The sequence below is a fragment of the Streptomyces sp. NPDC087906 genome (assembly GCF_055584925.1).
Genome location: NZ_JBVJLC010000001.1, coordinates 215884 through 241461, shown reverse-complemented (window position 1 = coordinate 241461; position 25578 = coordinate 215884). Strand labels below are relative to the sequence as shown.

The following is a 25578-nucleotide window of genomic DNA, read 5'->3' as shown; positions in this document are numbered from 1 at the left end:
TCCAGGGCCTAGGGTCTTTCGTTCGAGGTGATCGCGCGGGCCGCCGTCACTTCCTGGCGCAGCGGGGCGAGTACGCCGCTCTCGTCGCCGGTCAGCTCGGCCCGTACCTGCGTCAGCGTCGTACTCGACCGCACGCCCTCCGCCATCCCGCGCAACTGCCGCTCGATGGCGGCGACCTCGGCGGGCGCGGGCGGCGGCGCTCCGTGGTTGACGCGGACGCGGGCCGCCGTCGTGGCGTCCACGACGCGTTCGACGGCGACGACCAGCGGCCACCAGGCCGCCGCCCTGCGGCCGGTGGGCGGGGGTTCGGTCAGGGCGCGCTGGAACTCGGAGCGTACGAGCGACAGGTCGCGGTAGATGCGCCGCCGCCTGCGCACGCGCTCGGCCCGGTCCGCGCCGTCGGCGGCGCCGTCGGCGCCGTCGGCGCCTTCGCCGCTGCCTGCCTCCGCCGGGCCGAAGGCGTACCTCACGTAGTCCGCCGCGTCGTCGACGGCGTCGGCGAGCCGGTCGCCGATCCTGGTGTGCCAGCTCTCCGGCCAGAGCAGATAGCCGGCGACCAGCGCGATGCCGCAGCCGATCAGGCTGTCCAGCAGCCGGGGCACCACGAGGTCGAAGCCCTGGTGGTTGAGGATGTCCGACAGCAGCAGGATCACCGGCGTGATGGCCGCCGTCTGAAAGGCGTACCCCTTCACCGACAGCGCGGGGATGAGCGGCGCGAGCACGGCCATCACCGCCACGTCCCACCAGCCGCGCGGCACTTCGGCGAGCACGGCCGCCGCCACCACGACGCCCGCCGCCGTGCCGAGCGCGCGCAGCACGGCGCGGGAGAAGACCGAGCCGAAGTCGGGCTTGAGTACGAAGGTGATGGTGAGGGCCACCCAGTACGAGCGCGGCACCGGGATCAGCGACACCAGGCTCTGCGCGATGCCGATGCACAGCGCGAGCCGCAGCCCGTAGCGCCAGGACGCCTCCGACAGCAGCACGTCGCGGGTCGCGCGGCGGGCCCGGACACGCAGCGCCGCCGGGCGGCCGAGCGGGTCGTCGCCGGTGGTGGGCGGGTCGGCGTCGGCGTTGTGCACCACGGCTGACGCGTACCGCAGCGCGACGTCGACGGCGCGCTGCGAGGGGGTGGCGGGCGCGGGCAGTTCGAGCGTCGGGTCGCCGCCGCGCCCTTCGGCCACGGCCGCGGCGAGTCCCCGTACCGCCGCGGGGATCGCGTCCGGCAGCGGACTGCCGTGCAGATGCGCGGCAGGCGCCGCCTCGACGAGCGGGATGACGACGTTGAGCTGGGCGAGCAGTTGGACCAGCGAGCTGCGCCTGCCGTGGTCGTGGGCGCGGCGGGCCAGCACCAGGTCGTACGCGTGGTTCAGCGCCTGGGTGACGGCCTGTCTGCGCGTCTCGTACGCCGGGGTGCCCGCGGCGGCGAGCAGATCGGCCGCCGCGCTGTACGTCGCGGCGACGGCGCCGCGCTCGGGCACCCGGCCGCGCAGCGGCCAGGCCAGCAGGGACAGCGCGAGGACGAAAAGGCCGCCGAGGGAGAGCAGCAGCGGCGCCTTCCACCAGGGTTCCGGCATCTGGAGGCCCGCGCCCACCACGGCGTTGAGCAGGAGCAGCAGCCCGGAGACGGAGGCGACGGCACCGATCGAGGAGATCATGCCGGAGACGAGCGCGACGAGGGTCAGTATCCCGACGGCCAGCCAGCCCTCCCCGTACACGAGGGTGCCGAGCGTGACACCGACAGCGCCGAAGAACTGGGGGACGGCAATGTTGAAGACCCGCATCCGATAGGCGTCGGCGGTGTCGCCGATGACTCCGGTCAGGGCGCCCATGGAGACGAGCGCGCCGTACGCGGGCTTGTCGGTGGCGAGGCCGACGACGATCGGTACGGCCATGGCGACGGAGGCGCGGGCGGCGGCGGCCCAGGGGACGGGCGCCTTCTTGGGCCGCAGCCCGGCGAGCAGCCATGCGGGCGGTGCCAGCAGGCCGGCGCGCGCGTCGGTGCGTACTCGGTCTCGGTCTCGGTCTCCCATGGCCGCCACCTTGGCCTACCCGGCGGGGTGACGTCAGCTTTGACAGCGCGGGAGCGCCTGCGGAGGCGGGCGCGGGCGCGGGAACGCCTGCGGAGGCGGGCGCGGGAGTGCCCACCGGCAGGGAGGTGCCCACCGACAGGGGGTGTCAGCCCTGGTACCCCCGGCCTGTCAGCCCTGGTACCCCTCGACCTCGCCCTCCGGGCGCACCCGCGCCTCGTCGGGGTTCTCGCCGAACTCGCTCTTGGCGCGGCGCTGGCGCAGCAGGTCCCAGCACTGGTCGAGCTGCACCTCGACCGCGCGCAGCCGCAGCCGCTCGTCGGCGTCGAGACCGAGATTCCCGGTCGACCGCGAGCGCAGGCTGTGCTCCTCGGCGACGAGGGCGTCGATGTTGGCGAGGATGTCACCGTTGTCACTGGGGGCGCTCATGGCTGCCTCCTCCTTCGGTCCTGGCTCGCACCTCACCCCCGCCGCTGGGACGCGACGGGGGCAAGGACGGTGTGGAGGGAGTGTGCTGTTGACGGTCGGTCACCGGGACTCTCGTCGCCGGAACTTTCGTCACTGGGGCTTCGGCACGTAGTGGTTGGAGGCGAGTGCCCAGATCACGAACGCCGACAGTGCCATGCCGACGACCGCCCAGACGGGCTGGTGCGGCAGATACATGAACTGCGCGACGATGTTCAGCGAGGCGAGGGCGATGCCGACGTACCTCGCTATCCGGTTTCCGGTCAGGATGCCGAGCCCGGCCAGTGCGATCAGGACGCCGAGGCCGAGGTGGATCCAGCCCCACGACGTGATGTTGAAGGCGTACGCGTAGTTCCCGGTGCTGTTCAGCACAGCATCTTTCTTGATCGCGACGATGCCTTGGAGGATGTCGGTCGCACCGGAGACCAGCATCAGAACACCGGCGAAGAGAGTGCCACCCATCGCCCAGGCGGCGTTCCTCGTCGTATGGGAGCCGGTCCCGGAACCGGTGCCGGTCCCCGCCCTGCTGCCCATCCCGTTCATGCTGCCGTTGCCGTTTCCGGTGCCTTGGTTGGTGCCTGCGCCCATGCCCGTGGAAGGGGGGCGATGCGTTGTGTTCTGGCTCATGCCTCCACTGTGCTCCGAATGGTGCAATTACGACATTTGAGACGAAGCATTTGGGTATAAAGATTCAGTAAAGACGTCCTCGCAAGGCTCCCACCAGCCAAGAAGCGGCTGCCAGCACCAGTCCGCAGACGAGGACGATCCACGAGGCCGTACGCAGCGAGCCGGTCAGCGCGTCGTACACGGCCCCGCCCGCCGAGCGGTCCATGTCGGACGGCAGCGCGTCGAGGGACAGTCCGCGGCCCACCGTGATCAGCAGGATCAGCAGGACGGCCCCCACGGCGAAGGCGGCACCGACGAGGATGGTCGCCGGCCGCCGGCGTACGGCGACCAGCACGGCGAGGACGGCGACCACGAGCGCGGCGACCCCCGGCCAGATCCCGGCCTGCTGCAACCCGCGTACGGCTTCGCGCGCGACACCCAGATCGGCGGGGTTCAGCACGGTGATACTCGCGTGCCGGACCGGGATCCGGCCCGCGAACGGCACCCCGTCGGCGACGAGCTGCCGCTTCACCGCCCGGCTCACCGGCGCAAGATCGATGGTCACCGACTTGTCGGTGTCGCCCTCCAGTGCTTGCTGGGTGGTGCTCTGCACGGCGCGGCTGAGCGCCTTCCACACGGTGGCGAAGGCGCTGCTCGTCGTGAAGGTGTGCACGGCGTCGTGCAGCGGCGCGCGCACCGCGTCGCGGAGCGGCCCGGGACCGAGCTGCCGCAGGGCCTCGTCGGTGACCTGGTCGGTGACCGCGTTCCGCACGTCCATGTCGGAGGAGAGCGGCGCCATCGTGGCGACGAAGCGGTCGGAGTCGCCGAGTTCGAGACGGGCCCACGCGGCGATGGCGCTGACCGGCGTCAGCAGGGCCAACAGGACGATCAGCGTCATGGAGAGGGAGTTCCGCAAGGTCCGCACCCCTCAAGTGAACGGGGCGGGGACCTGGGCCGCGATCGGACCGCGTCCGATCGCCACGGTCGCGACGGTCGCCACGGGTTGCCGCGCAGGGCGTGCGGGTGTGCTCTGGAACGAACGGGGGTGCGACGGGGGTACGACGGAAGGAGCGCCTGCCATGGCACACGCAGCGATACCGACGCGACGCCGACACCGCTACCGTCAGGACCACGGGCAGGGGCAGGGGCAGGGGCAGGGGCGCGGGCTGGGGCGCGGGCAGAACCGCCGGAACGATCACCGCCACATCTCGCGGCTCGCCGTCGCCGTACCGGTCCTGCTGGGCATCGCGTACGGCGCCTACGCGTCGTTCATCGCGCGCAGCGGCGGCCCCGCCACCTACGGACAGCTCGCCCTGGCACTGATCTCCGGCGTCGCCATGGCCCTGCTGGTCTTCGGCCTGCTGCGCGTCGCCCCCGCCCTCCCCCGCGAACTGCGCGCCGCGGCCTGGGGCATCCTGGTCGGCGGCTCCATCGGCTTCCTGTACAGCCTCACCGACCAGAGCGTGCTGCGGTCGTGCGCGGTGGGATTCTTCGTGGGGATCGGCACGATCGTGGCGACGTTCTACGCGTTCTACATGAGAGAACAGTGACTCTTCTGCCGCTCCCTCCCCGTGCGGACGCCGCGCCGAAAGGCGCGGCGTCCGCTGCTTGACCTTCCTCCGCGGGGAAGCCCCAGCATCAGGCAGTACCGGGCGAAGGGCCCGGTACGAGGAGGGAAGCAGCCATGGATTCGCCGGCGACGGGACTGACGATCGGCGTCTTCGCCCGCCTGTCCAGGCTGTCGGCGAAGGCGCTGCGCCGCTACGACGAGCTGGGGCTGCTGCCGCCGGCCCGGGTCGACGCGGACACCGGATACCGGTACTACGACGAGACGCAGTTGGAGCGGGCCCGGCTGGTCGCCTGGCTGCGCCGCGTCGGGATGCCGCTGGCCACGATTCGCCACGTATGCGACCTGTACGAGACGGACACGGCAGCCGCCGCCCGCGAACTGAGGGCGTACTGGGCGCGGGTGGAAGCCGAGACAGCGGCGCGGCGTGAGCTGGCGACCTTCCTCATCGGCCATCTGTCGGCGGGACCGACAGACCAGGTAGGAAAGGGAGTTCCCCCTGTGCCAGCCATGTCTTCGAACCCTCTGGGACTGCGCTACGCGGCGCTGTCCGACCGCGGACTTGTCCGCGAGACCAACCAGGACACGGCGTACGCCGGTGCCCGGCTGCTCGCCGTCGCCGACGGTTTCGGGGCGGAAGGCGCCCCGGCCAGTACGGCGGCGGTCGACGCGCTGAAGTCCCTGCCGGAGACCGTCGGCAGCGGCGGCAGCGGCGGCACCCTCGGCACCGTCGGCAGCGGCGATCTGCTCGGCGCGCTCGCCGACTCCTTCGAGCGGGCGAACCGCGCGGTCGACGGCTTCGCCGACTCGGGTACGACCCTCACGGCGATGGTGTGGACGGGCGCCGAGCTGGGGCTCGTCCACATCGGGGACACGCGTGCGTATCTGCTGAGGGACGGGGAGTTCTTCCAGCTCACGCAGGACCACACCGTGGTCAGGTCGATGATCGAAGCGGGCACGCTCACGGAGGAGGAGGCGCTGTCGCACCCGCAGCGGATGATGCTGCTCAAGGCGCTGGACGGCGACGCGAGCCCGGTGGCTCCCGATCTCCGGATGTGCGAGGCGCGGGTGGAGGACCGCTATCTGCTGTGCTCGGACGGCCTGTCCAGGGTGGTGGACACGGCGGAGATACGGCGGGTCGTCACGGACACGGACGAACCGGCGGCCGCCGTACGCGAACTGGTCGAGCTGGCGCGCGCGGCCGGCGGCCCGGACAACATCGCGTGCGTGGTGGCGGACGTGACGGGAGCGAGGCAGGCGCGGGAGGTGGGGGCGACGCGCTTGACGTTCGCGTAAGGGCGACGCGGACCGGTCGCGGAGGTCGGCGTCCGTGGTGGGACGGTCGGCCTCCGCGACCGGGAGAAAAATGCTCAGTCCTCCGCGATCTCGCCACGCACCACGACGACCGGGCTCTTCGCGTGCTGCGAGACATGCAGGCTCACGGAACCGATCAGCGCGGCGGCGAGGTCGCTGTGCCCGCGGTCGCCGACCACCAGCAGCGTCGCGCCTTCCGAGCGGTCCACCAGGACCTGCGCGGGGTGGCCGGTGATCACCTGACGGTCGACAGCGGCGGCGCCTTCGGCGTCGAGTGTCTTCTCGACGGCCTCGTCGAGGATCGTCCGCGCCAGCTTCTCCGGGTCGAACTCGGCCGGCACGCCGGGGGTCATCGAGGCCCAACTGGTCGCCGGGTACTGCCAACTGATGACGGTCTCTATGCGGTCCCCGGTGACCTCGGCCTGCCGTGCGGCCCAGCGCAGCGCCTTCAACGACGATTCCGAGCCGTCGACCCCGACAACGATCCTGCCCATGGCGCACTCCCTTTTGATCGATCATTCAAGCGTCTACCCAGGCAACCGGCGCGGAGGCCGTTTAATGCCCGCGGAGCAGTTGCTCGAACGGAACGACCGCGAGAGCGTCGTCGTCCGCATCGTCCGCCTCGTCCGCCTCGTCCGCCTCGTCCGCCGCATCGGCTGTCGCTGCTCTGGGGGCGCCACCCAGCAGCCCCGCCAGCTCCTCGCCCGCACGCCGGATCCGAGCGGGCAGACCGCCGGCGTGGGTGTCGGCCCCGGCGCCCCAGTCGTCGGTGGCGGCGAAGACGGAGGTCGGGACGGTCAGGGCGTGCAGGTACGAGAAGAGCGGGCGCAGCGCGTGCTCGGTGACGAGCGAGTGGCGCGCGGTGCCGCCGGTCGCTGCGAGCAGGACGGGCGTACCGGTCAGGGCGTCCGGCTCGATCAGGTCGAAGAACGACTTGAACAGCCCGCTGTACGAGCCGGCGAAGACGGGCGTGACGACGATCAGCCCGTCGGCATCCCCGACGGCTGCCAGCGCGTCGCGCAGGTCGGCCGCGGGGAAGCCGGTGACGAGGTTGTTGGCGACGGCGACGGCCAGGTCGCGCAGTTCGACGACCCGTACCTCGGCCTTGCGGTCGCCGTCGGCGAGCGCGCCGGTGGCGGCCTCGGTGAGCCGGTCGGCGAGGAGCCGGCTGGAGGAGGGTTTGCCGAGCCCTGCGGACACGACGACGAGCTTCAGGGTCTCCATGGGACTCAAGCTCCCTTCGCGGAGTTGGCGTCGGACGACGCGACGGATGTCGGCGCGGCGGACGTCGAGGCGACGGACGACGCGGCGGACGTCGAGGCGACGGACGGGTGGACGGGACCGTCGGGCACGGACGCCGGACGGTTGTTCGCGAATTCCTTGCGCAGTACGGGCACGACCTCCTCGCCCAGCAGGTCGAGCTGCTCCAGCACGGTCTTCAGCGGCAGGCCGGCGTGGTCCATCAGGAACAGTTGACGCTGGTAGTCACCGAAGGCGTCGCGGAAGGCCAGCGTCTTCTCGATGACCTCCTGCGGGCTGCCGACGGTCAGCGGCGTGTCCTTGGTGAACTCCTCCAGCGAGGGGCCGTGGCCGTAGACCGGCGCGTTGTCGAAGTACGGCCGGAACTCCCGGACGGCGTCCTGCGAGTTCTTGCGGATGAACGCCTGACCGCCGAGACCGACGATGGCCTGCTCGGGGGTGCCGTGGCCGTAGTGCGCGTACCGCTGCCGGTAGAGGCGGATCAGCTTCTGGAAGTGCCCCTTGGGCCAGAAGATGTTGTTGGCGAAGAAGCCGTCGCCGTAGTACGCGGCCTGCTCGGCGATCTCGGGGGAGCGGATGGAGCCGTGCCAGACGAACGGCGGGGTGCCGTCGAGGGGGCGGGGCGTCGAGGTGAAGCCCTGGAGCGGCGTACGGAACGTACCTTCCCAGTCGACGACGTCCTCGCGCCACAGCTTGTGCAGCAGGGCGTAGTTCTCGATGGCGAGCGGGATGCCCTGGCGGATGTCCTGACCGAACCACGGATAGACGGGCCCGGTGTTGCCGCGCCCCATCATCAGATCGACCCGCCCGTCGGCCAGGTGCTGAAGCATCGCGAAGTCCTCGGCGATCTTCACCGGGTCGTTGGTGGTGATGAGGGTGGTGGAGGTGGAGAGGATCAGCCGCTCGGTGGTGGCAGCGATGTGGCCGAGCATGGTGGTGGGCGACGAGGGGACGAAGGGCGGGTTGTGGTGCTCCCCGGTGGCAAAGACATCGAGCCCGACCTCCTCGGCCTTCCGCGCGATGGCAACCATCGCCTTGATCCGCTCGTGCTCGGTCGGCGTACGTCCGGTGGTCGGGTCGGCGGTGACATCACCGACGGTAAAGATCCCGAACTGCATCGCGCTCACCTCTCGTGTTGTTGAATGTTAAACCTTCCTTGGTGGGTGTAACGGGAGGGGGCGGGGTTGTATTCCGACGGGGGGCTCGCACGGAGGAGGGAGGGGAGTCAGGCTGGCTCGGCGTCCGGTGCAGGTCAGGGCGGCATGAGCCGGGGGCTCCACGGGAGAGCAAGGCTCGCGGTGGCGGGTGCTTGGCCGGGTGCGGGTGCCACGCGGCAGTTGCGTGGGGCGACTCGGGCTGGCTAAGCGTCCACCCCGGTGGGTGGTCGGCTGGGGCGCATGCCCCGCTGGTCGCTCTGGGTCGGCGGGTGCGGGTCAGGGCGCATGAGCCCGAACCTGTGCGGGCCGGAAGGATTAGCCGCCCGTAGGGCCGCCCCCTGAGGTTTCAGTGTCGCGGCTCCGGTCCGGGCGTCAAGGGCGCTCCTACGTCGCGTCGCTCCGCGATGGGCTGCGCCCACCCTTGACCCCCGAACCTCCACCGCAAGTACCTCTTTTTTGGGGGGGCGGCCGGGGGGACCACGGGCAGGCTGGGATCGCGGTGGCGAGTGCTTGCCCGGGTGCGGGTGCCACGCGGCAGTTGCATGGGGCGACTCGGGCCGTCTCGGCGTCCGCCCCCACCGGGTAGTGGTTGCGACTCATGCCCCGCTGGTCACTGGGGGTGGGCGGAGGCCGAGAGGGTGCCCCGGCGGGGGTAGTGGCCGGGTGTCGGGCCGGTGGGTGGGGACACGGTGGGACAGGTGTGACTGGTGTTACGGCAGGTGGCTTGTGGGGCAGCCGCCCCGGGCCTTTTGCGTCCCGTGTTGCGTTAGACGCGCCGCAGGGCACATCAGGCCGGTGGGACGGAAGTTGCTGTCCGAGTCGATCGGATAACCGGCCTACGGAAGGGCATCCGCGACGGGGGCCGTCCAGGTCATGGCCAGGGCGAAGCCGAGGTCGTCGAATTGGGCGCCCGGGAAGACGCTTCCGTAGAGCTCCCGGAACTGTTCGCGCGAGAGGTAGCGGTCCGAGAGCAGGTGGGCCAACCACGGTCGGCTGTGCCAGAAGCGCAGGTGAAACCATGCGTCGCGCAGCCCCAGGCGGCGGATCTGGCGGGGGAAGCTCCACAGCGCGGGCCAGGTGTAGGCCCTGCGTGGCGGGGTCGGATAGAGATCGCAGACGTTGTCGATGATCGCGACGGTGCCGCCGGGCCGCACGAGACTCTTCAGGCGCTGCAGTCCCGCGCGGTAGTCCGCCAGGTGGTGCAGCATCGTATGGCTGTAGACCAGATCGAAGCCGCCGTCCTCCAGGTCGAAGAGGTCCTGCACCACGTAACGCACGTTGGGACGTGCCCTCTTGGCCTCGGCGATCTCGATCAGGGGCCCACTCAGGTCCAGCCCGACGACCTCCTCGAAGCGGTCCGCCAGGGCGGCCACCGCATGCCCGGAACCACAACCGGCATCCAAAGCGCGCCCGCCACCCGGCCCCAGGCCGAGCAACCAGCCGGTGTTCTGCTCGGGCAGCAGGCTCACGAAGCGGTCGTAGTCGAGGGCGAACCGGTCGAATGACTGAGGGTCAACCGTCTCCCCCAAGGGCCGCCGATCGGGCGGCGGGAGGCGGCCGGCGACGGATCGAAAGGTAATGGTCCCGGCTCCTCGCGGCTCACCGACGAAGGTCAAGCCTTGAGCTTCGCGACCTCTTCACGCAACTCCTGCAGTCGGCGCCCACTGCGGATGTGCGTGTACTGACCCCACCCGTTGATTTCGATCCCGGTCTGCGCCTTCAGCGCAGGGGAGGGCTGCGGGAATGCCTGACCACCCGGGATTTCGATCCAGCCGTCAGCGGTGATGATGGCTTCATGGGTCCGCTTCAGTCTCGACTGGTGGTGCTGGACTTTGTCCCCGGCAGCGACCAGCTCGGCTTCGATAAGCGGCATCAGAACTCCGGCCCGTCGATCGGCCGCCTTGTCGGCAGGATTCTCCTCGCCGTTCAGAAGCTCACGACGCAGAACGTCGTTCGGGGTATCGACCAGGGATCAGGCCGGGACCTTCGAACGTCGCCCCGTCGCCGTAATCGGTCCCATGGCGGCAGGCGACGCACGGAACGCAACTACCCACGCAAGACATGGCCACCGGGCATCTCACGAGCCCATCCCTGCCCTCGGCGCCAGGCAGTTCACCCGCCTGATGTGCCCTGCGGCGCGTCTAACGCAACACGGGACGCAAAAGACGCCCAAGGGCCGCCCCACCAACCACACAGGTGCACCCCAGTCACACCCGTCTCACCCACCCACTCGGAATGACCAGCGGGGCATGAGTCGCAACCGCTACCCGGTGGGGGCGGACGCCGAGACGGCCCGAGTCGCCCCATGCAACTGCCGCGTGGCACCCGCACCCGGCCGAGCACCCGCCACCGCGAACCCAGCCTGCCCGTGGTCCCCCCGGCCGCCCCCCCCAAAAAGAGGTACTTGCGGTGGAGGACCGGGGGTCAAGGGTGGAGCGCAGCGCAATCGGCGTAGCCGACGCGACGAAGGAGCGCCCTTGACGCCCGGACCGGAGCCGCGACACTCAAACCTCAGGGGGCGGCCCCACGGGCGGCTAATCCTTCCGGCCCACACAGCCCCCGGCCCATGCGCACTGACCCGCACCCGCCGACCCAGAGCGACCAGCGGGGCATGCGCCCCAGCCGACCACCCACCGGGGCGGACGCTAAGCCAGCCCGAGTCCCCCCATGCAACTGCCGCGTGGCAGGGACGGGACCGGGGCCGGGACCGGGGCCGGGACCAGGGCGCGGCCCCGTCATACGTGGGGTACCGGCACCGTTCCCAGGCGGCCTGCCTGGAAGTCTTCGAATGCCTGCTTCAGTTCGGCCTGGCTGTTCATGACGAACGGGCCGTAGTGCGCCATCGGCTCGCGGATCGGGCGGCCGCCCAGCAGGACGACCTCCAGGTCCGGGGTGTGCGCGTCCTGGGACTCGTCCGCGCGCACCGTGAGCGACGCGCCGTCGCCGAAGACCGCCGTCTGGCCCGTGTGCACCGGGCGCCGGTCCGCGCCGACCGAGCCGCGGCCGGCCAGGACGTACGCCAGGCCGTTGAAGTCCTCGCGCCACGGCAGCGTGACCTCGGCGCCGGGGCGCAGCGTTGCGTGGATCATCGTGATCGGGGTGTGCGTGATGCCCGGACCCTCGTGGCCGTCCAGCTCGCCCGCGATGACGCGCAGCAGCGCGCCGCCGTCGTGCGAGGTGAGCAACTGGACCTGGCCGCCGCGGATGTCCTGGTACCGGGGGTCCATCATCTTGTCGGCCGCCGGGAGGTTCACCCAGAGTTGCAGCCCGTGGAAGAGCCCGCCCGCCATGACGAGCGCCTCCGGCGGCGCCTCGATGTGCAGCAGGCCGGAGCCCGCCGTCATCCACTGCGTGTCACCGTTCTGGATGGTGCCGCCGCCACCGTTGCTGTCCTGGTGGATGAAGGTGCCGTCGATCAGGTACGTGACGGTCTCGAAGCCGCGGTGCGGGTGCCAGGGCGTGCCCTTGGCCTCGCCCGCCGCGTACTCCACCTCGCCCATCTGGTCCATCATGATGAACGGGTCGAGGTGCTGGTAGTTGATCCCGGCGAAGGCGCGGCGCACCGGGAAGCCCTCGCCCTCGAATCCGCCGGGCGCGGTGGTCACGGCCAGCACAGGGCGGGCCACGGCGTCGGCCGCGGCGGACACCCGCGGCAGAGTCAGCGGGTTCTCGACGGTCACAGCAGGCATGAGGGCCCTCCTCGGGAGTCTTCGCGTTCCAATTTAGTTGAACGGTGAACATCCCGCAAGGCGCACTTCATTCCCCGCCCTCGTTCCCCGCCCTCATTCCCCGCCCTCGTTCCCCGCCCTCGTTCCCCGCCGCCCCCGCCGCCCCCGCGTCCCAAATGTCCGCCGGATGACGCACACCCCCGCCACGTGACGCGCGTAGCCCCGCCCGGAAAAGCCACGGCGATCGGGCATGCACTCCAGCCCCACCAGGCACTTCACGCCCCAATAGCGGGCAATAACGGGCTTCCGGTTTGCCCTTCCGGCGTTCCGAGCAGGCGCCTTTCGACCAACTACCTTTCGAAAGAATGGAGTTGCTTATCGTGGTAAGAACCGCCCGTACCACCGCATTTGTGGCTGCGACGCTCCTGGTCACCGGCGCGCTCGCCGCGCCGTCCGCCGGCGCCGCGGCCCCGGACGACACCGCGGCCGGCACCTCCGGCCGGCACTGCGTCGTGAACAGCGCCACCGGCGCCGAGAGTTGCTTCGCCGACTTCCCCGACGCCATCGAGGCGGCGACCGGCGGACAGGTCGCCGACACCCCGGCCTCCGCCAAGGCGGCCGCCGGCGACCAGGCGTTCCGTACGGAGATGAAGCGCTTCAACGCGCCTACGCGGTCGAAGTCAGCCCAGTCGAAATCGGCGCGGTCGTCGACCCTCGCGGCCGCCGACGGCTCGGTCGTCCAGGGGACCTTCTTCGACGAGGTCCAGTTCGGCGGATCGTCCCTGACGATCACCGGCACCGCGCCCTGCGTCAAGGACGGCTGGATCGAGTACCAGTACGACTTCCCGGACGACTGGAAGAACCGCGTGTCGTCCGTGCAGCCCTGGGCCGACTGCTGGATCTGGCTCTACCCGGAGCCGAACCTCACCGGTGACAGGGACGGTCCGTTCGACGAGAACACCGCCGACGTGGGCTCGTACATGAACGACCGTGCCCAGTCCGTCGGTTTTAGTTGACGCGTACACGTCAATCACACCGACCGAACCCCCACGCATCCCCCCACACCGTTCGGAGAAATCCATGACGAAAAGAGCACGCCTGTCCATGCTGCTGGTGGCCCTCGCGACAGCGGGCAGCGCCGCCCTCTCCACGGGCACGGCCTCCGCCGAGGAGACCCCCACCTCACGTGAACTGCTCGACAAGTGCGACAACGGCAGCGACCTCTGCGTCTTCCACCCCGACGGACCCCCCACGGTCTCCATGGGCGAGGCGCACCAGGTCGGCGACAGCGCCTACAACTGCACCGCCGACCTCCAGCGCTCCACCGTCGGCTGGTCGGACACCACAGGCGAGTCGAACAGCCTCGGGGTCTCCCTGAGCGCGGAGTACGGCTTCTCCGAGGTCTTCAAGGTGACCATCGAGACCAGCTACCAGCACACCTGGGAGAGCTCCCACACCGAGTCCGAGCAGACGAACGTCGACGTCCGTCCCGGCGAGGTCGGCTGGATCACCCGCGAGGCCCAGATGCAGCACGTCTCCGGCACCTACGAGCTGCACTTCGGTGACCCGTTCTACGGCCACTACTACTGGTACGTGCCGTTCGACGCGACCGGCCCGCTGCCCGACGCGCCCAGCACCAAGACCCAGCACACCCGGGCGATGACGGACCAGGAGCGCGCGGAACACTGCGCCTGACCCCTGCCCCGCCTCCCCGCACGAACGGCCCGGCCCCCGCGTACCTGTACGCGGGGGCCGGGCCGTTGCCGTCAGTAAAACCTCAGCGGTACGTCAAAACCTCAGCCGTACATCCGCCGCATCGCGAAGTCCACCATCTGCTCGACCGCCTTCGCGTCGAAGACCATCCGGTGGTCGCCCTCCATGTCCAGGACGAAGCCGTACCCCGTCGGCAGCAGGTCGATCACCTCGGCGCCCGTGATCACGAAGTACTTGGACTCCTTGCCCGCGTACCTGCGCAGCTCCTTCAGCGTGCTGAACATCGGGATCACCGGCTGCTGCGTGTTGTGCAGCGCCAGGAACCCCGGATTGTCGCCGCGCGGGCAGTAGACCTTCGACGTAGCGAAGATCTGCTGGAAGTCCTCGGCGGCCAGCGAACCCGTCGTGAAGGCCCGGACGGCGTCACCGAGCGAAGGGGGCGACGGCTCCGGATACAGCGGCTGCTCGCCGTACCCGCCGACGCCGCCCATCGGCTGGCCGCCCATGGGCTGGCCACCCATCGGCTGGCCGCCCATGGGCTGGCCACCCATCGGCTGCTGGGGCGGGGCGGCGTACTGCTGCTGTCCGCCCGGGGTCTGGTCGTAGCCGTACATGCACGCAAGAGTACTGACGAATGGGCTCTCCATGGGCTCCTAGGGAGCCTCGTCACAGATGACCTGCCGGGGTTGCGTCTTATTACCCATGGGTAGCATCATCGTACGTAGCCATACTCTGGACAGTTGACACACGAGCCACACGGGCCTTGGTCACACGAGCCTTACGGAGCCGTCGCCATGGGGCACTACAAGTCGAATCTCCGCGACATCGAGTTCAACCTCTTCGAGGTCCTCGGACGCGACAAGCTGTACGGCACCGGTCCCTTCGCCGAGATGGACGCCGAGACGGCGAAGAGCATCCTCGCCGAGGTCACCCGCCTCGCGGAGAACGATCTCGCGGAGTCCTTCGCCGACGCCGACCGCAACCCCCCGGTCTTCGACCCCGACACCAACACCGCGCCCCTCCCGGCCTCCTTCAAGAAGAGCTACAAAGCCTTCATGGACGCCGAGTACTGGCGGCTCGGGCTGCCCGAGGAGATCGGCGGCACGACCGCGCCCCGCTCCCTGATCTGGGCCTACGCGGAGCTGGTGCTCGGCGCCAACCCGGCCGTGTGGATGTACGCCTCGGGGCCCGCCTTCGCCGGCGTCCTCTTCGAGGAGGGCAACGAGGCGCAGAAGAAGATCGCCGAGATCGCCGTCGACAAGCAGTGGACGTCGACGATGGTGCTCACCGAGCCGGACGCGGGCTCCGACGTGGGCGCCGGCCGGACGAAGGCCGTCGAGCAGGAGGACGGCTCCTGGCACATCGAGGGCGTGAAGCGGTTCATCACGTCCGGTGAGAACGACCTCTCGGAGAACATCCTTCACTACGTGCTCGCCCGCCCCGAAGGCGCCGGACCCGGCACGAAGGGCCTGTCCCTCTTCCTCGTGCCGCAGTACGAGTTCGACTTCGAGACCGGCGAGCTGGGCGAGCGCAACGGCGTCTACGCCACGAACGTCGAGCACAAGATGGGTCTGAAGGTCTCCAACACCTGCGAGCTGACCTTCGGCGACCGGCACCCCGCCAAGGGCTGGCTGATCGGCGACAAGCACGAGGGCATCCGGCAGATGTTCCGCATCATCGAGTTCGCCCGGATGATGGTCGGCACGAAGGCGATCGCCACGCTCTCCACCGGATACCTGAACGCGCTGGAGTACGCCAAGGAGCGCGTGCAGGGCCCCGACCTCGCCCAGTTCATGGACAAGACGGCGCCCAAGGTCACCATCACGCACCACCCCGACGTACGCCGCTCGCTCATGACGCAGAAGGCGTACGCGGAAGGCATGCGCGCCCTGGTGATGTACACGGCGGCGCTCCAGGACGAGATCGCGGTCAAGGAAGCGGCCGAGGAGGACGTGAAGGCGCTCAACGGCCTGAACGACCTGCTGCTGCCGATCGTGAAGGGCTACGGCTCGGAGCGCTCGTACGAGCAGCTCGCGCAGTCGCTGCAGACCTTCGGCGGCTCCGGCTATCTGCAGGAGTACCCGGTCGAGCAGTACATCAGGGACGCCAAGATCGACACCCTCTACGAGGGCACGACGGCCATCCAGGGCCAGGACTTCTTCTTCCGCAAGATCGTCCGCGACCAGGGTGTGGCGCTGAACACACTCGCCGAGGAGATCAAGCAGTTCCTCGCCGTCGGCACGGGCGGTACGGAGCTGGCGCCGGCCCGCGACGCGCTCGCGAAGGCGGCCGTCGACCTGGAGGCGATCGTCGGGCGGATGCTGGCCGACCTCACCTCCACCGGCGAGGACGTCAAGAACATCTACAAGGTCGGGCTCAACACGACCCGCCTGCTGATGGCTTCGGGCGATGTCGTCGTCGGCTACCTGCTGCTGCGCGGCGCCGCCGTGGCGACGGAGAAGCTGGAGACGGCCGCCGCCAAGGACGTCGCGTTCTACCAGGGCAAGATCGCCGCTGCGAAGTTCTTCGCGGCGAACGTGCTGCCGGGGGTCTCGGCGGAGCGGGCGCTGGCGGAGTCGGTGGACAGCTCGCTGATGGAGCTGGACGAGTCGGCGTTCTGAACCCCTGCCTGACCTCTGTCTGACCTCTGCTGACCTCTGTCTGACCTCTGCATGTCAGTAGCTGTGGGGCGCTCCTTTCTGATGGACCGGAGGAACGCCCCACAGCCATGTGTCAGCCGCGCAGGGTCGCGCGGCAGGTGCGGCGGCGACCGCGACAATGGCGGCCGACAGGCCGCCCGCCCGACCGCTTTGACGCCTGTCGCACCAAACCTCCACCCATCGGCAGGGCCGCCGATCGAGGCTCTTGGCAGGCGTAGAGCAGGTGTCATAAGCCGTCGTTAAGGTGAAGGCATGCGTTCTTCCCCCCGCTTCGACCGCGGCCACACCGACGACCTCATGACCTTCCTGGCGGCCAGCCCGTCGCCGTACCACGCCGTGGCGAACGCCGCGGCGCGCCTGGAGAAGGCGGGCTTCCGGCAGGTGTCGGAGACCGACGCGTGGGACGGCGCGGCAGGCGGGAAGTTCGTGCTGCGCGGCGGGGCCCTGATCGCCTGGTTCGTGCCGGAGGGCGCCGCCGCGCACACGCCCTTCCGGATCATCGGCGCGCACACGGACTCGCCGAGCCTGCGCGTGAAGCCGCAGCCCGACATCGGCGCCTACGGGTGGCGTCAGGTCGCTGTCGAGATCTACGGCGGACCGCTGCTCAACACCTGGCTCGACCGCGACCTCGGTATCGCCGGGCGGATCTCGCTGCGCGACGGCACCCACCGGCTGGTCGCCGTCGACCGCGCCGTGCTGCGCGTCCCGCAGCTCGCCGTGCATCTGGACCGCTCGGTGAACACCGACGGGCTCAAGCTGGACCGGCAGCGGCACATGCAGCCCATCTGGGGCCTCGGGGAGCCGGACGAAGGCGATCTGATCCGCTTCGTCGCCGAGGAGAGCGGCGTCGGCGCCGCCGAGATCACCGGCTGGGACCTGATGCCGTACCCGATCGAGCCGCCGGGCTATCTCGGCCGCGACCGCGAGCTGGTGGCAGGACCCCGGATGGACAACCTGCTCTCGGTGCACGCGGCCACCGCCGCCCTGGCCGCCGTCGCCAACCCCGCCCCCGGCGACACCCCCGGCTCGGACGGAACCTCCGCCGACGAGCCCCTGCCGTACATCCCCGTGCTCGCCGCTTTCGACCACGAGGAAAGCGGCTCCCAGTCGGACACGGGCGCCGACGGACCGCTGCTCGGCACGGTGCTTGAGCGCTCGGTGCTCTCCCGCGGCGGCACGTTCGAGGACCGCGCGCGTGCGCTCGCCGGCTCCATCTGCCTCTCGTCGGACACCGGCCACGCCGTGCACCCCAACTACGGCGAGCGGCACGACCCGACGCACCACCCCCGGGCCAACGGCGGTCCGATCCTCAAGGTGAATGTGAACATGCGGTACGCGACGGACGGCGGCGGCCGGGCCGTGTTCGCCGCCGCCTGCGAGAAGGCCGACGTCCCGTGGCAGACCTTCGTCTCCAACAACGCGATGCCCTGCGGCACGACGATCGGCCCGATCACGGCGGCGCGGCACGGCATCACGACCGTCGACGTCGGCGTGGCGATCCTGTCGATGCACAGCGCGCGCGAGCTGTGCGGCGCCGACGACCCGTACCTGCTGGCGAACGTGCTGGCCGCGTTCCTGGAAGGCTGACCGGACGGTCCAAGGGGCGGTCCCGGAGTCGGTCCCAGGGCCGGCCCCTGAACACGTCCGTCCCGCCTGACGACCGATCAACCGTCAATGTTCGCATGCCCGATCGAGTCGGGGGTACCCGACGCAGTGGCCCGGAACGGCCACCACTCGTATCAGGAGGCGGGATTCATGGGCATCGGCGGATGTATCGCTCTTATCGGGGTTGGTGCGATCCTCACGTTCGCAACCGACTGGCATTCGGACAGCGTCAACATCGACCTGGTCGGCGTGATCATGATGGCGGTCGGCATCATCGGGATCGCCACCTTCACCAGCATCGCCAGGCGTCGGCGCGCGGTGGTGTCCGAGACCGTCGTCCAGCGGGACGACCGCGGCGCCGGCGGCGGCTTCGGAGGTCCGGGCGGCTACTGAGCAGCCCCGTCCCCGTCAGTCACCGGCAGCCGTCGATACGACGGACAGGGTGACTGACGCCGTGACTGACACTCCGTCAGGAGTCCATCCCTGCCAGGACCAGAGCGAGCCGTGACGTGCCGTCGGCAGCGAGCCGGACCGGAACACCCCAGTCCTGCTGGTGCACATGGCACGCCGGGTACGCGTTCGCCGGGTCGTCGTCGCAGGAAGCGGCCATCGCCGACACATGCAGGACGCCCTCGGTGACCTGGTCGGAGAGCACCACCTCACGGCTGAGGTCCGTGCCGGCGCCCTCCCCGGAAACCAGCAGCTCCGGCGGGGTCGCCGACACCAGCAGCCGGGTCGACGGCCCGTAGCGGGTGTCCAGCTTCTGGCCGGTCGGCGCGGTGAAGACGACATCCAGCTCGAACGCCCCCGGCGCCACATCGGTCGCCGCCCGCTGCGTACGGTGGGCGACCGCGTCGACCCGTACCGCCTCCTCGGGCAGCCGCAGCCGGGTCAGCCGGTGCCTGGCCGATTCGACCACGACGATGTCGTCCCCGACGAGCACGGCGTCGGACGGCTCCCGCAGATCCGTCGCGAGGGTCGTCACCTCGCCCGTCGCCGGGTCGAAGCGGCGCAGCGCGTGGTTGTACGTGTCCGAGACGGCGACCGAGCCGTCGGGCAGCGCCGTCACGCCGAGCGGGTGCTGGAGCAGCGCTTCGGCGCCGGAGCCGTCGCGGTGGCCGAAGTCGAACAGGCCGGACCCGACGGCGGTACGGATGACGAAGCCCGCGCCGTACCCCTCGGCCCCATCCTCACTGCGCTCGACGTGACGCAGCGCGCTCGTCTCGGAGTCGGCGATCCACAGCCGGTCCCCCGCCGCAGCCAGCCCGGACGGCTGCGCGAACCACGCCTCACCCGCAGGACCGTCCACCAGGCCCTCGTTGGTCGTCCCCGCCACCGCCTCGACGCTGCCGGTCGCCGGGTCGTACGTCCAGAGCTGGTGGACGCCGGCCATCGCGATCCACACCCGGTCCGCCCACCACGCCACGTCCCACGGTGACGACAGGTCCACCGCACGCGCGGGACCCTCTGTCGGCGACCCCTGCCACCACTGCCTGCCCGTCCCCGCGACGGTCTCTGTCACGCCGCTGACCGGGTCGTACACGCGCAGCGCGTGGTTCATGGTGTCCGCGACGACCACCCGGCCGTCGGGCAGCAGGGCCAGCCCCTGCGGCTCGGCGAACGAAGCGTCGGCGGCCGAACCGTCCCGGAGGCCGCGGTCCCCGCTGCCGACGCGCCGTACGACGCTCTCGCCGTCCGGCTCCAACTCCACCAGTTGGTGCCGGGTCGAGTCGGACACCAGCAGATTCCCCGACGGCAGCACCAGCGCCTTGCCCGGGAACCGCAGATCGGTCGCGACCGGCTCCGGCGGTACGTACGGTCCGTCGCCGCGCCGCAGCGTGCCCTTCGCGGCGTGCTCGGCCTCCAGCTCCTCGACCAGCTTCTCGATGGCGTGCGCATGCCCCTCGCCCGCGTGCTGCGCGACGACGTACCCCTCGGGGTCGACGACGACCAGCGTGGGCCACGCGCGTACGGCGTACTGCTTCCAGGTCGCCAGCTCGGGATCGTCCAGGACGGGGTGGTGCACCTCGTAGCGCTCCACGGCGTCCACGACGGCCTGATGCTCGGCCTCGTGCACGAACTTCGGCGAGTGGACGCCGACGATCACCACCGTGTCCCGGTGCTTCTCCTCCAGCTCACGCAGCTCGTCCAGCACATGCAGGCAGTTGATGCAGCAGAACGTCCAGAAGTCCAGTACGACGATCCGTCCGCGCAGGTCGGCGAGGGTGTACGAGGTGTCGCCCGTGTTGAGCCAGCCGCCCTTGCCGGTCAGCTCGGGGGCACGGACGCGGACGCGCCGCTGGGAGGAAGTCGCACTGTTCATGGTTCAAGGGTGCCACCCGGGTCCGACAACTCTCGCGCCGAGTAGATTCCCCGCATGGGGACTGGGGAACTGCTCGGCTCGGGCCGGAGCGCGGACGTGTACGCGATAGACGACGAGTGGGTGCTGCGGCGCACCAGGGACAGCCTCGACGTGACCGGCGAAGCCGTCGTGATGGCGCATCTGTGGGAGCACGGGTATCCGGTGCCGCAGGTCAAGCTGCCCGACGCCGCCGCGGACACAGGCGGCGGGGCGCGGACCGAGCTGGTGATGCGGCGGCTGTCCGGGCCGACGATGGTCCAGTCGCTGCTCCAAGGCACCACGACACCGCAGGAGGGCGGGCTGATGCTCGCCCGGCTGCTGCACCGGCTGCACGCCGTACCGCCGCTGGCCGGGGACGATCCGACCGACCGGATCCTGCATCTCGATCTGCACCCCGAGAATGTGATCCTCACGCCGAGCGGCCCCATGGTGATCGACTGGACCAACACCGAGGAGGGGCCGCCCGGACTCGACTGGGCCATGTCGGCGCTGATCCTGGCGCAGGTGATGGTGGCCGGCGAGCTGCCTTCCGAGCCCATCCGGGTGGGTCTCGCCGAGCTGCTGGCGCACGGCGACGTGGACCCCGGGCACCTCGCCGACGTACGGGCACGCCGGCTCGCCAACCCGACGATGAGCGAGCGGGAGCTGAGCCAGGTGGACGAGGCGGTGGCGCAGGTGCTCGCGCTCCGGAGCGCGAAGGGGCGCTGACCGCGCCCCTGTTGATGCAGGCGGGTGGCGTACCCACCTTGGAGTACGCGTACGCCGTACCCGAACGCGTGCACCTACGCCCGTGCCGTCATCGGCTCGTGCGGCGGGGGTACCCGTCCTTCATGAAATATCTCGTACGCGACAAAATCTTCGCGATCGGCGACGACTACTGGATCGAGGACGAGCACGGCCGCAAGGCCTTCCTCGTCGACGGCAAGGCGCTGCGGCTGCGCGACACCCTGGAACTCAAGGACCCCTCCGGGGCCGTCCTGATCACGCTGCGCGAGAAGATGCTCAGCCTGCGGGACGCGATGACCATCGAGCGCGACGAGCAGCCGCTGGCGACCGTCCGCAAGAAGCGGCTCTCGCTGCTGCGCAACCACTACCGGGTCACCCTGGTCGAGGGCACCGAACTCGATGTGAGCGGCAAGATCCTGGACCGGGAGTTCGCCATCGAGTACGAGGGCGAACTGCTGGCCGACATCTCGCGCCGCTGGCTGCGGGTGCGGGAGACCTACGGCGTGGATGTCGTACGGGAGGACACCGACCACTCGCTGCTGCTCGCGGTCGCGGTGTGCGTGATCCGGATGGCGGAGAAGGAGCGCGAGGGCGACGACCACTGACAGTCAGTGGCCGCCGCCACGGTCGCTACCGCCGCCGCTACCGGCTTACGGGGAGAGGCTGTTGACGACGTCGGACGCCGTCAGCAGCCGTACGCTCCCGCTGTCCAGCGCGCCCGAGTACAGCGCGTAGACCTGGGCGTCATCGGCGAGCGCGACATCCCCGTGCAGCACGTACGCCAGGCCGGCCCGCCCCAGCTCGCCGCCGTCCGCCGCGCCGTCCGTACCGCCGCCTTCCGCCGTGCCGTCGCGGTCGGGGGTCGCTATCCGGGCGGCGAAGTCCGCCGTGGTCTCGGCGTCCCGCCGCCGGTAGGTGCTGACCGAACCGTCCGTGTGCCGGAGGGCGACGACCGCGGCCCGTGCCGCCGCCTGCCACGTCGCCACCTCGCCGAGGCCGACCCGCGCGCCCGAGGCGAACAGCTCGGTGAGGCCGCTGCCGAGGACGGCGAGGCTGCTGGCGTACCGGTGCACCGCGTGGTCGGTGCCCGTCACCCCCTGGGAGACGTCGAGCCAGCGCATCGTCCGGCCCCGCACGTCGAGGATCAGCGGCACGCACGCGCGGGAGTCGCCGGCCAGGTCGAAGCGCTGCTCGACGGCGCGCGGGTCGAAGTGCGGACCCTCGCCGCCCGGCCGGTCCCTGGCCATGAACCCGGCGAAGGCGTCGGCGAGTTCGACGAACGGCACGTCGTTGTACGAGAAGCAGATCGCCATCGCGTACCGGACGCCCGCAGCCGCCAGCCGCCCCAGATCCAGATCGACGAACTCGCTGGCGCCCTTCGGCGGCGGCGCGCTCGTCAGATCGCCCGAGTGCACGGCGGCCGATCCGGCGAACCGCAGGTGCGTGTAGTCGCAGGTGCCGACGTGCTCCCACGTGTCGTCGAACAGGGCGACGGAGAGATCGAGGTCGGTACGGCCCGACGTCTCGCTCTCCGTCCAGTGCAGGAACAGCCGCAGCGTCCTGCCGTCGGGAACGGCCAGCTCGCTGCCGCGCGGCAGCGTCACCAGCGCCCGCGAGGCGGTGCGCTCGGTGAACGGCGCGACGACGCCGTCCAGCGCCGCGTCCACGACAGCGAGCTCGACCGGGCCCTGGGCGGCGGCGCGGCGCAGCACCTCCGCGGTGAGCACGGCGGTCGCCGCGTCGGCGGAGCCCGCAGGCAGCGGCTCGCGGTCGTCCTCCGTGAGATAGGTCTTGGCCCGGCCGCCCTTCGGGAAGAACACCCGGACGTCCTGCGGCCGCCGCCTGCTCCGTACGGCGCCGAGCGCCGACAGCAGCACGGCGGGCGACACCTGCGGTACGGCGGTGGCGAGCGCGTCGAGTACGGCGCCCGCGCCGGCGCGGCCCGCGAGGCGCAGCAGATGGTCGAGCCGGCGCACCAGCTCGCCGGGCCGCTGCGCGAGGAGTGCGGTGGCGGCGGGGACGTCCGGCCGGGCGAGGGCGGCTTCGACCTTGCCCGCCCAGGTGGTGACGGTGACCTTCGCGCCGGACGCGTCGACGTCAGGCGCCGCCGTGGCGGTCGTACGGAGGGCGGCGCCGAGCCGGTCGTCCGGGATCCGGATGTCGCGCAGCGCGGCGACGGCGAGCGCGGCGCGCGGGTGGCGGGCGGCGTGCTCGAAGGGGTGCAGCGCGTGCGCGGCACTGATCCAGGCCGGGCGGCGACGGCGCATGTCGGCGACGGCGAGCACCGGGTCGAGCGCGTCGAGGGCCGCCAGCAGGGCGCGGCGCAGCGGCCGGGGCACGGGCGGCGTACGGACCGGTTCCACCAGGCCGGGGTCGCCGCCGGCCAGCACGGCGAGCAGCCGGAGGATGTCGGTCGCGGTGTCGATGCGCGCGGTGACGGCGGCGAGCGCGGCGGCGGACGGCGCGGCGGCGGCTGCCGTCTTCGCACCGGGCTCGGCGGCACCGGACTCGGCGGCACCGGACGGCGTCAGCAACCAGGCCAGCACCCGCGCCTTCGTCTCGCGGCCCGGGAGCGTCTCCGGCAGCCAGGACAGCTCCGTACGGCTGCGGGTGGCGAGCAGCGTGGCGAGGTCGTCGGCGTCCTGCGGGGACAGCGCCGCCGTACGGCCGAGCAGGACCCGCAGCTCGTCACCGACCGCCCGCTCGCGGGCGTCGGCCGTGCCCCCGTACCCGAGGACCCGGATCCGATCCGGCAGCGCGCGGTCGCGGTCGGCCGCTGCCCGGTAGCGGCCGGGCAGCAGGAACGGGTCGGCCGGGTCGATGGCGCGGTGGCAGATCGGGCAGGCGGAGAAGTCGGCGCCGTCGAAGCAGTGACGGCAGACCAGATGCGCGCAGGGCGCCACGGCGTGCACGGTGTCGACCGTCCCGCAGAGCACGCACGGCTGGTGCGGCTCCTGGAGCAGCAGGGTCAGCACGCGGTCGACCCAGAAGGCGAGCGTGTCGGCCGGGGTACTGGCGGGGAAGTCGCGGAACAGCGGCGTGTGGTCGCGGTCGGCGCCGAGGGCCTCGTCGATGTCGGCGAGCAGGGCGCGTCCTGCGGCGGCGAGCGCCGCGTCACCGCGCGCGGTGAGCGCCTCGCGCAGCGGGGCGGAGAGCAGACAGCCGCGGTCGAGGAGGTCGGCTTCGAGGAGGGTCACCCCGGCGAGAACGGCCGGTGAGACGGCCGTGGTGGAGTGCGTCCCCGACGGCAGGTAGACGGCGCCTCGGCGGGCCAGGAGCACAGCGGCGAGGCTGCGGGCGCTGCCCGTCTTCGTACGGTCCTGATGTGCGGTGCCAGCGGTGGTCATGTGCGTCGGTCCCCCCGTGCGCAGAGCAAGGTGGGGCGGAAAGTGCGCACGGTTGGGTTCATTTGAAGAGAATTTTGGAAGGAACCGCGCGCTGAGCCGCCCCACATGAGAACGCTATCGGGACGGGTCCCCGCCGCGCACGTGGATTTTGACGCCCCGTTGCGACGCCCTGTGCCGGGCTCCTACCCGGCCTGCGCCGACGGCTTCGGCAGGCCCAGCAGCCGGTCCTTCAGCGCTGGGAACTGCTGGCGGGTCTTCGCCACCTTCGCCGGGTCGATGTCGACCGTCAGGACTTCCTCTTCCGTGCCCGCCTCGGCCAGCACCTCACCCCAGGGGTCCACGACGATGCTGTGGCCCGACTGCTCGACCCCGGCGTGCGTGCCCGCGGTGGCGCAGGCCAGCACGTACGCCTGGTTCTCCACGGCGCGGGCCTGGGCGAGCAGCGTCCAGTGCGCGCGGCGGCGGGCCGGCCAGCCCGCGGGGACGACGAACAGCTCGGCGCCCGCGTCGACAAGGCCCCGGAACAGCTCGGGAAAGCGCAGGTCGTAGCAGGTGGCGAGACCCAGCGTCAGGCCGGACAGCTCGAAGGTGACGAGTTCGTCCCCCGCGCCCATCAGCGTCGCCTCGCCCTTGTCGAAGCCGAAGCGGTGGATCTTCCGGTACGTACGGGCGAGTGCGCCGGAGGGGGAGATGATCAGCGAGGTGTTGTAGAGGACGCCGTCGGGCGCGCCCTCGACCACCGACCCCGCGTGCAGCCAGACCCCGGCGTCGCTCGCCGCCTCCGACATCGCTTCGAACGTCGGTCCTTCGACCGGTTCGGCCGCCGCGGCGAAGGATTCGTAAGCGAACGCGCCCACCGGCCACAGTTCCGGGAGTACCACCAGGTCAGCGCCGCGCTGCTCGCGTACGAGCGCTGCCGCGCGCCGCCTGCGCGCGTGGGCCGTTTCGTCCGGGTCTACTGCGATCTGGATGAGCGAGGCGCGCACACTACCACCGTCCTGGCATTCGAGCCGTCAACACGGGCCTACGATCGTCACACGAAAGCACTGCCGGGGTGCCACCGGGCAGCGTAACTTAGGCTGCCGAACCTCCCACGCAGCC

Annotated in this window: 23 protein-coding genes; 9 read left to right on the top strand and 14 right to left on the bottom strand. The window is 71.0% G+C overall.

The features are described 5' to 3' along the window. Nucleotides 1-8: 8 nt before the first annotated feature. The 4 genes from ACZ63I_RS01060 to ACZ63I_RS01045 form a co-directional block, all read right to left on the bottom strand. On the bottom strand, nt 9-2030 hold the full coding sequence (locus ACZ63I_RS01060) for an FUSC family protein (RefSeq protein WP_469334116.1): 2022 nt from the start codon (nt 2028-2030) through the stop codon (nt 9-11). A gap of 168 nt (nt 2031-2198) precedes the next feature. Continuing rightward, complete coding sequence (locus ACZ63I_RS01055) at nt 2199-2456, bottom strand: DUF2630 family protein (protein ID WP_469334114.1); 258 nt, start codon at nt 2454-2456, stop codon at nt 2199-2201. A 129-nt stretch (nt 2457-2585) separates the two neighbouring features. Continuing rightward, on the bottom strand, nt 2586-3119 hold the full coding sequence (locus tag ACZ63I_RS01050) for a DUF7144 family membrane protein (protein ID WP_469334113.1): 534 nt from the start codon (nt 3117-3119) through the stop codon (nt 2586-2588). Nucleotides 3120-3183: 64 nt separating this feature from the next. Continuing rightward, nucleotides 3184-4023 carry a hypothetical protein gene (locus ACZ63I_RS01045; RefSeq protein WP_469334111.1) on the bottom strand — a complete coding sequence of 280 codons (840 nt, stop codon included), beginning with the start codon at nt 4021-4023 and terminating at the stop codon, nt 3184-3186. A 154-nt stretch (nt 4024-4177) separates the two neighbouring features. Between ACZ63I_RS01045 and ACZ63I_RS01040 the strand changes: the two genes are divergently transcribed. Both ACZ63I_RS01040 and ACZ63I_RS01035 read left to right on the top strand, forming a co-directional pair. Continuing rightward, on the top strand, nt 4178-4648 hold the full coding sequence (locus ACZ63I_RS01040) for a hypothetical protein (RefSeq protein ID WP_469334109.1): 471 nt from the start codon (nt 4178-4180) through the stop codon (nt 4646-4648). Nucleotides 4649-4782: 134 nt separating this feature from the next. Then, nucleotides 4783-5961, top strand: a complete 1179-nt coding sequence (locus ACZ63I_RS01035) for a MerR family transcriptional regulator (protein WP_469334107.1) — start codon at nt 4783-4785, stop codon at nt 5959-5961. Nucleotides 5962-6035: 74 nt separating this feature from the next. Here ACZ63I_RS01035 and ACZ63I_RS01030 read toward each other — a convergent pair whose 3' ends face one another. From ACZ63I_RS01030 to ACZ63I_RS01005, 6 genes are all read right to left on the bottom strand, one after another. After that, nucleotides 6036-6473 (bottom strand): universal stress protein, encoded by a 438-nt coding sequence (locus tag ACZ63I_RS01030; RefSeq protein ID WP_469334106.1) that lies wholly within the window; start codon nt 6471-6473, stop codon nt 6036-6038. Nucleotides 6474-6534: 61 nt separating this feature from the next. Continuing rightward, on the bottom strand, nt 6535-7203 hold the full coding sequence (locus ACZ63I_RS01025) for an FMN reductase (RefSeq protein ID WP_469334104.1): 669 nt from the start codon (nt 7201-7203) through the stop codon (nt 6535-6537). Between the two features lie 5 nt (nt 7204-7208). Continuing rightward, a complete protein-coding gene (locus ACZ63I_RS01020; RefSeq protein ID WP_469335502.1) occupies nt 7209-8357 on the bottom strand; it encodes an LLM class flavin-dependent oxidoreductase in 1149 nt (382 codons plus the stop codon). 875 nt (nt 8358-9232) lie between these two features. Further along, a complete protein-coding gene (locus ACZ63I_RS01015; protein WP_469334102.1) occupies nt 9233-10012 on the bottom strand; it encodes a class I SAM-dependent methyltransferase in 780 nt (259 codons plus the stop codon). Then, entirely contained in the window at nt 10009-10326 is a 318-nt protein-coding gene (locus tag ACZ63I_RS01010) for a restriction system modified-DNA reader domain-containing protein (protein ID WP_469335500.1), read from the bottom strand. Before ACZ63I_RS01010 ends, ACZ63I_RS01015 begins: the two co-directional genes overlap by 4 nt. Nucleotides 10327-11131: 805 nt before the next feature. Next, nucleotides 11132-12085 carry a pirin family protein gene (locus ACZ63I_RS01005; RefSeq protein ID WP_469334100.1) on the bottom strand — a complete coding sequence of 318 codons (954 nt, stop codon included), beginning with the start codon at nt 12083-12085 and terminating at the stop codon, nt 11132-11134. Between the two features lie 389 nt (nt 12086-12474). Between ACZ63I_RS01005 and ACZ63I_RS01000 the strand changes: the two genes are divergently transcribed. Then, nucleotides 12475-13080, top strand: coding sequence for a hypothetical protein (locus ACZ63I_RS01000; protein WP_469334099.1), 606 nt, complete (start codon nt 12475-12477; stop codon nt 13078-13080). Nucleotides 13081-13144: 64 nt separating this feature from the next. Beyond that, a complete protein-coding gene (locus tag ACZ63I_RS00995) occupies nt 13145-13759 on the top strand; it encodes a hypothetical protein (RefSeq protein ID WP_469334097.1) in 615 nt (204 codons plus the stop codon). Nucleotides 13760-13860: 101 nt separating this feature from the next. On the opposite strand, the gene ACZ63I_RS00990 is transcribed toward ACZ63I_RS00995, so the two are convergent. Beyond that, complete coding sequence (locus ACZ63I_RS00990) at nt 13861-14391, bottom strand: SseB family protein (RefSeq protein WP_469334096.1); 531 nt, start codon at nt 14389-14391, stop codon at nt 13861-13863. Between the two features lie 180 nt (nt 14392-14571). On the opposite strand from ACZ63I_RS00990, the gene ACZ63I_RS00985 reads away from it, so the two are divergent. The 3 genes from ACZ63I_RS00985 (at nt 14572) to ACZ63I_RS00975 (ending at nt 18435) form a co-directional block, all read left to right on the top strand. Next, nucleotides 14572-16398, top strand: a complete 1827-nt coding sequence (locus tag ACZ63I_RS00985; protein WP_469334094.1) for an acyl-CoA dehydrogenase — start codon at nt 14572-14574, stop codon at nt 16396-16398. Nucleotides 16399-16689: 291 nt separating this feature from the next. Next, a complete protein-coding gene (locus tag ACZ63I_RS00980; protein ID WP_469334092.1) occupies nt 16690-18024 on the top strand; it encodes a M18 family aminopeptidase in 1335 nt (444 codons plus the stop codon). Between the two features lie 168 nt (nt 18025-18192). Continuing rightward, on the top strand, nt 18193-18435 hold the full coding sequence (locus ACZ63I_RS00975) for a hypothetical protein (protein ID WP_469334090.1): 243 nt from the start codon (nt 18193-18195) through the stop codon (nt 18433-18435). Nucleotides 18436-18511: 76 nt separating this feature from the next. Here ACZ63I_RS00975 and ACZ63I_RS00970 read toward each other — a convergent pair whose 3' ends face one another. Continuing rightward, nucleotides 18512-20365: an NHL domain-containing thioredoxin family protein gene (locus ACZ63I_RS00970; RefSeq protein ID WP_469334088.1), complete on the bottom strand. Its 1854-nt coding sequence runs from the start codon at nt 20363-20365 to the stop codon at nt 18512-18514. 54 nt (nt 20366-20419) lie between these two features. On the opposite strand from ACZ63I_RS00970, the gene ACZ63I_RS00965 reads away from it, so the two are divergent. Continuing rightward, a complete protein-coding gene (locus ACZ63I_RS00965; RefSeq protein ID WP_469334086.1) occupies nt 20420-21112 on the top strand; it encodes a phosphotransferase in 693 nt (230 codons plus the stop codon). Nucleotides 21113-21234: 122 nt separating this feature from the next. Then, complete coding sequence (locus ACZ63I_RS00960; RefSeq protein ID WP_469334084.1) at nt 21235-21735, top strand: LURP-one-related/scramblase family protein; 501 nt, start codon at nt 21235-21237, stop codon at nt 21733-21735. Nucleotides 21736-21780: 45 nt separating this feature from the next. Here ACZ63I_RS00960 and ACZ63I_RS00955 read toward each other — a convergent pair whose 3' ends face one another. Further along, a complete protein-coding gene (locus tag ACZ63I_RS00955; RefSeq protein WP_469334083.1) occupies nt 21781-24477 on the bottom strand; it encodes an MXAN_6230/SCO0854 family RING domain-containing protein in 2697 nt (898 codons plus the stop codon). Nucleotides 24478-24659: 182 nt separating this feature from the next. Continuing rightward, nucleotides 24660-25463, bottom strand: coding sequence for a carbon-nitrogen family hydrolase (locus tag ACZ63I_RS00950; protein ID WP_469334082.1), 804 nt, complete (start codon nt 25461-25463; stop codon nt 24660-24662). Between the last annotated feature and the right edge of the window lie 115 nt (nt 25464-25578).